Below are 2,829 nucleotides of genomic sequence, written 5' to 3'. Positions count from 1 at the left end.
CCCGGGGGCAGTCGAAGCCCCCGGGGCCGGGTGCAGAGGTTGACTTGAGGGTTCCGTACGGCTGTACGACCGGTGCCGTGGGCGCGCTCACGCGTCGTGATGCTCCGACAGCCCCGGCCAGTCGTCCGGCCCGCCGCCCTGCCACTCCACGAGGTCGCTCTCCGCGACGTCCGTGACGTACAGGTCGGCCAGCCGCAGGATCTCGGCGACGTCATCGGTGTGGGTGGCGACGCCCAGCGGCTCCTCATCCAGGGTGACCCGGCGGGAGCCGTCCAGAGCGGGGGCGTGGACCACGACATGCGGATGCTCGGTGGGAGGTGCCATGCCTTCAGCGTCCTGCGGGAGCGACGGATGCGCATCCCCGGGCGTTGATGCTCCTATCGCTGTCAAGCGGCTTGGAGCCAGTCGCGGTAGGCGTGGGCGAGGTCGTCGTCCCTCAGGAGTTCCTGGCGGAACACCCCGAGGCCGGCATCGAGGACTTCCTGGAACACTTCCGTGCGCAGGGCGAGGACGCGCTGTTCCTCCAGGCCCCGAAGACCGTCCCGGGCGCTATGTGATTCCGCGGGGCCGTGCCGAGATCACCCTGTGGCTGGAGCGGATCATCCGCAGCGGCCGGATCGACGTCATGGACCCGGCCGCTGAAGCCCGGAAGATCGTCGCCTCGCCCGAGGCCCTGGCTCTACTGGCCGCCGACGACCAGGGGCGCATCCTGCTGCAGGCCGCCGAACTGCGGCGGCGAGCCGCCCGGCTCAAGGAGCTGCGGACCGTCGTCGAGGACCGCACGGCATCAGAGGCAGATGTGCAGCGGGCGCTGGACGGACAGCACTGGATCTTCGGCGGACGGTTCGTCGAGGAGGCGGCGCCTCTCGTGCCGGGGGACGAGGTCGACATCCCGCTGATACGGGGTGACGGGGCGCTGCACATCGTCGAGCTCAAGCGATCCATGAGTCTCAAGGGCCCCCTCGTCAAGCGGCATCGCGCCGCGTGGGTACCGGCGGCGCAGGTGCACGAGGCCGTCGGCCAGGCGGTCAACTACCTCACGGGGCTGGACGAGAACCGCGAGCGGATCCGTGCCGACTTCGGTATCGAGCCCCGGCGGGCAAGCGCCCTTGTCCTGGTCGGGCACCCCGCGCTGCATCCCGAGGTGGCGGAGGAAGAGGTCAACGAGGCTTTGCGGACGTTCAACGCGCACCTCACCCGGGTGGAGGTGCTGACGTACAAAGAGCTCGTGGACAACGCCGAACGCTCCCTCGCCGGAGACGGCCCGGTGTAGGGAGCGGGTGGCTGGCCGTCCGGCGGAGCGAGGCTGGGCGCGACAGGACGTTCGCGCCGCCGGACGGGGTCTGGGGAGTGGGGGGTGCTGGGACCGCGGCGGGTGCGACGGGCTCCGGGCGGGCTTCCCTCAGGTCGAGAAGCCGGGCCGGGTCCTTCACCACCGCACTGGCTCGCAGCCGCCGCGGTCCGCGCCCTGGCCGTGTCCGTGCCCCGGGGGACCCCCCCCTCATCCGGGTCGCCCCGGGCGGTCGGACACGGTCAGGGAGTTCAGTCCTCGCGCAGGGCGCGGACCGCCTCTTCCACGCGCCGCCCGTACTCGGGGTCGGCGGCGTGGAAGTGCGCGAGGTTCTTCTCGATCACGTCGTCGCGGGAGACCTGGGACAGACCCCCGGCGATGTTCGCGACCAGGCGGGACTTCTCCTCGGCGGACATCAGCCGGAACAGCTCGCCGGCCTGGAAGAAGTCGTCGTCCTTGGTGTGCGGGGGCGCCTCGTGGGTGCCCGTGTGGCCGTTCACCGCCAGCGGCGCCGCGAGCGGGCGGCCGGTCTCGACCGGGCCGTCGTAGGAGTTCGGCTCGTAGTTCTTGGCGTACCGGCCCTGCGGGTTGGACGCCATGAGGCCGTCCCGGCCGTAGTTCTGCGCGGTCGTGGCCCTCGGCGCGTTGACGGCCAGCAGGGTGTGGTTGACGCCCAGGCGGTAGCGGTGGGCGTCCGCGTAGGCGAACAGGCGGCCCTGGAGCATCTTGTCCGGGGAGGGGCCGATGCCCGGCACGAAGTTGTTCGGGGAGAACGCGGCCTGCTCGACTTCGGCGAAGACGTTGTCCGGGTTGCGGTCCAGCACCAGCCGGCCCACCCGCCACAGCGGGTAGTCCTGGTGCGGCCACACCTTGGTCAGGTCGAACGGGTTGAAGCGGTAGTCCGCCGCCTCGGCCGCCGGCATCAGCTGGACGTGCAGCGTCCAGGACGGGTGCACACCCCGCTCGATGGCCTGGAGCAGGTCCGTCTGGTGCGAGCCCGGGTCCTTGCCCGCGATCTCGGCGGCCTGCTCGCTGCTCAGGGAGCGGATGCCCTGGTTGGTCTTGAAGTGGTACTTGACGAAGAACGCCTCCCCCCGGCTGTTCGTCCACTGGTAGGTGTGCGAGCCGTAGCCGTTCATGTGCCGGTACGAGGCCGGGATGCCGCGGTCGCCCATCAGCCAGGTCACCTGGTGCGTGGCCTCGGGGGAGTGCGCCCAGAAGTCCCAGACGTTGTCCGGCTCCTGACGGCCCGATGGGGGCACCTCCCACGCCTTTCGGGCAGTGGGGGAGGATCGCGCTTCTGCGAGTGGATGAAGTCCGGGAACTTGATCGGGTCCTTGATGAAGAACACCGGGGTGTTGTTCCCGACGAGGTCGTAATTGCCCTCCTCGGTGTAGAACTTCACCGCGAAACCGCGCGGGTCGCGCACCGCGTCCGCGCCGCCGAGCGAGAGCACAGCTGGGAGGCGGTTCCGGTGCCCGACCGCATCCGCACGTCGGTGCACGACTACGTCGAGATGGCGGGGCTGGCGTACGCCG

The 2,829-nt window shown here is 70.7% G+C and carries 3 protein-coding genes and 1 pseudogene; 2 read left to right on the top strand and 2 right to left on the bottom strand.

Annotated features, from left to right (window positions below):
- Positions 1 to 87 precede the first annotated feature (87 nt).
- Positions 88 to 324 (bottom strand): hypothetical protein, encoded by a 237-nt coding sequence (locus tag ABZ281_RS44845; RefSeq protein WP_356664089.1) that lies wholly within the window; start codon positions 322 to 324, stop codon positions 88 to 90.
- 92 nt (positions 325 to 416) lie between these two features.
- On the opposite strand from ABZ281_RS44845, the gene ABZ281_RS44840 reads away from it, so the two are divergent.
- Complete coding sequence (locus ABZ281_RS44840) at positions 417 to 557, top strand: hypothetical protein (protein ID WP_356664087.1); 141 nt, start codon at positions 417 to 419, stop codon at positions 555 to 557.
- Positions 554 to 1,273: a Shedu anti-phage system protein SduA domain-containing protein gene (locus ABZ281_RS44835; RefSeq protein ID WP_356664085.1), complete on the top strand. Its 720-nt coding sequence runs from the start codon at positions 554 to 556 to the stop codon at positions 1,271 to 1,273. The genes ABZ281_RS44840 and ABZ281_RS44835 overlap by 4 nt, the downstream gene beginning before the upstream one ends.
- Before the next feature lie 269 nt (positions 1,274 to 1,542).
- On the opposite strand, the pseudogene ABZ281_RS44830 reads toward ABZ281_RS44835, so the two are convergent.
- Positions 1,543 to 2,741, bottom strand: a pseudogene (locus tag ABZ281_RS44830) (catalase); the annotation flags it as partial.
- Between the last annotated feature and the right edge of the window lie 88 nt (positions 2,742 to 2,829).

This window comes from Streptomyces sp. NPDC006265 (assembly GCF_040613555.1).
Taxonomy (GTDB): Bacteria; Actinomycetota; Actinomycetes; order Streptomycetales; family Streptomycetaceae; genus Streptomyces.
Note: the sequence above shows the minus strand (reverse complement) of the source record. Positions and strands in the feature narration are given on the sequence as shown.

Excerpts from the sequence above, each read along its gene's own strand:
- ABZ281_RS44845 (WP_356664089.1), bottom strand. The coding sequence starts at position 324 with ATGGCACCTCCCACCGAGCATCCGCATGTCGTGGTCCACGCCCCCGCT.